Annotated in this window: 2 protein-coding genes; both read right to left on the bottom strand. The window is 58.9% G+C overall.

Annotated elements, in window-relative coordinates:
- Nucleotides 1–252: 252 nt before the first annotated feature.
- On the bottom strand, nucleotides 253–1,431 hold the full coding sequence (locus tag NUW23_15805) for an ABC transporter permease (protein MCR4427621.1): 1,179 nt from the start codon (nucleotides 1,429–1,431) through the stop codon (nucleotides 253–255).
- 118 nt (nucleotides 1,432–1,549) lie between these two features.
- Nucleotides 1,550–2,788, bottom strand: a complete 1,239-nt coding sequence (locus NUW23_15810) for an ABC transporter substrate-binding protein (GenBank protein ID MCR4427622.1) — start codon at nucleotides 2,786–2,788, stop codon at nucleotides 1,550–1,552.
- Nucleotides 2,789–2,836: the final 48 nt, after the last annotated feature.

Consider the following 2,836-nt stretch of genomic DNA (forward strand, 5'->3'; position numbering starts at 1 on the left):
GTAAACCATAGGATCCCGGACAGTGTTGATCATCACGGGCCAGACCGCCCCAAACAGCCCAAACAGGATGATGATCGTTATCCCGAGCATGCCCACGCGGCTCTCGCGGAAGACTTCCCAGTTCTGCGCGAGGCTGCGCACCATCATCCTCCACCGAACCCGCCAGAGGGGTTCCCACAGTACCTCCGTGCCAACGCGCGGGGCGGGCGTCAGCTGCCTCATCCTTCTTCACCTGCCTTGCGCCAAATACGGCTAGCCTTCCACTGCGGGGTGCCCTGTGTAGGTGATCCTCGGGTCAAGCAGTGCATACAGCAGGTCCGCCACGAAGTGGGCCGCCAAAAGGAATATGCCCGTAAACACCAGAGCCCCCGTGGCAAGCGGGTAGTCACCAGTGAGGGCGGATCTGAAGAGGATCTGCCCGAGCCCCGGCCAGGAGAACATGGTCTCTGTGACCAGGCCCCCACTCATGGAGGATGCCAGAGTCAACACAAGGCTGGTGACAGTGGGCAAGAGCGCGGTGCGCGCGGCGCACCTATCACGCACGATGGAATCTGGCAGCCCTTTGGCCCGGGCCGCCATCACGTAGTCCTCCTGGATTGTCTCCAACATCGAGTCGCGCATCAAGAGCATCGTGCCTGCGAAGTGTATGAGGGTGAGGGTGCAAACCGGTAGGATCATGTGGCTGACTATGTCCCACATGTACCGGAGCATCCCCGACGCCCACACCGCCCCCACAGCGGTCACCACAACAGCGGTGCCGCAGGCCCACCCGGCGATCACGTTGCAGCGACTCCGCTTGAGCCCTCTCATGAAGTAGTAGAAGACCAGGAAAAGCCCAACGGCGACGGACGCGCCGCCGAACACCATGTACCGGAACACGGTGTTCGTGGTGAAAGGTGCCCTAGCCCAGACTGCCGGCTCGATGAACTGGTTCAGCGGAAGCCATTTCAGGGTGTACGCAAAGACCCATATGAGTATCAAGGCTAGAAGCGGGTAGAACGCCGTCCAGAACGTGACGCCCACCACCGTGGCAGCGTAGTCCACACCTCTGCCACGCCGCCAGGCAATCACACGGCCCAGCACATACCCAACATAGAACGATAGAGAGTGGGCCGTGAGAAACAACACGAAAGTCCTGGGAAGGCGCTCCATGAGGATGCTCCAGACAGGCCTTGGATACTGTGAGAAGGAGACTCCCAGGTTCCCTGTGAGAAAGTTCTTCAGGCAGGTCAGGTACTGCACCAGAAGAGGCCTATCCAAGCCCAGCTGCCTTGCGAGTTCAATTCTGGCGGCCACAGGTATCCTCGGGTTGTCGAGGTACATGTGGGTGATGTCTCCGGGCATCGCCTGCAGCAGGAAGTAGACGAGGGTCATGTAGATCAGAAGCGTGAGAAGCACCTGCCCCAGGCGGCTCACAAAGTATCTTCGCATTCTCATCCCCCAGACTTTCGAGGCGGCCTGGGCGGCCATCGTACTCCAGGCCATGCGCGGGCCATGGGTAGCCCCGGGCCCGCGCACGGAAGAAGTGAGGAGTGAAGGCCCGAACGGCTCAGTCCATGACTTTGACCGTGGCCGTCGCATCGCCGTTGTACTGCAGCCCACTCAATGTCTTCGTGTATTGGTACTGCACCCGGTCACTCCTATATGCCTCGATCAGGGGGGTATCAAACAGTACTACATATGGGCACTCCTCGGCCAGGAACTCCTGCAGCTTGAAGGCTTTGGCTCTGGCCGTCTCAAGATCTGCTTCAGCGACGAAGTCCTTCGCCATCTTGTCGAACTCGGGGTTGTTGTACATCGGATAGTTGAACCCATCCTGAGCCTGGCTGGAGTGGAAGAAGATGTGCATGTGGTCAGGGTACAGGCCGAGACTCCAGCCCATCATGAACGCGTCGTAGTCCCGCTTGTTGGTGGCGGTCCTCACAGCGCTGAACTCGGTCGGTACAGCCTCGATGGGTATTCCAACTTCCTTGAGCCAGGACGCCATATTCAGGCCGAAGGTGTACCTCAGCGGATCGTACCCGGCAGTCATGATGAGGAAGTCGAAGGAAGGCATCTTTCGGCCGTCCGGCATGATGAGGCCTTTGCCGCGCCTGAGAACCCTGTCATTCTTGATGTCGACCTCGGGTTCCACTTCCCATTTGAACCCGGCACTCTTCAGGAGTCTCACCGCCTCGGCGATCCTCTCGGACCGGGTCATTCCCTTGCCCCACTGCTTGACATTGGGGTTGTGCCAGAAGGCGTTGCCTGGGGGCACCATTGAGTATTGCGGGAACGCCACCCCCTGCAGCACCCGGTCGCAGATGTACTCTCGGTCGATCAGGGTCGATACTGCCTGCCGGAATTCCTTGATGTTGTATGGGTACCTGCTCAGGTTGAAGGCCATGTACCGGAAGCCGTTGACATTGTTCTCTATGAGCGAGATGTTTGGGGCCTTCTTGAGCTGATCCTGGAACCCACGTTGCAGGCCCAGAGAGTTCATGATGAAGTCTACCTGTCCACTTATGAGGGACAGAACCGCAGCGCTCTGGTTCTGCAAGATCCTGAATCTCAGGCCTTTGGCGAACGGGCCCTCGGTCACGGCGATCTTGATGTCCCCCTTGGTATCCCCGATACTCCACCTGAAGCCCGTCCTGGGGTTCTCGAGGGAGAAGGCTCCGTTACTGTAGAATGCGCTCACATCGTCCTTGAGCGGGTAGGAATCGTTCGGGATGTGGCTAACGAACGCACCTTTCTCCCATTGGGCCATCTTGTAAGGACCAGCGACCGGTTCGTTCTTGGGGATCAAGTCCGATTTCTGGTGTAAAATCCCTCCGGTAGCTGACGGCCGAAATCA

It is taken from the genome of Bacillota bacterium, assembly GCA_024655925.1.
Lineage (GTDB): Bacteria > Bacillota > DTU025 > DTU025 > JANLFS01 > JANLFS01.

Excerpts from the sequence above, each read along its gene's own strand:
- NUW23_15805 (MCR4427621.1), bottom strand. The coding sequence starts at position 1,431 with ATGCGAAGATACTTTGTGAGCCGCCTGGGGCAGGTGCTTCTCACGCTT.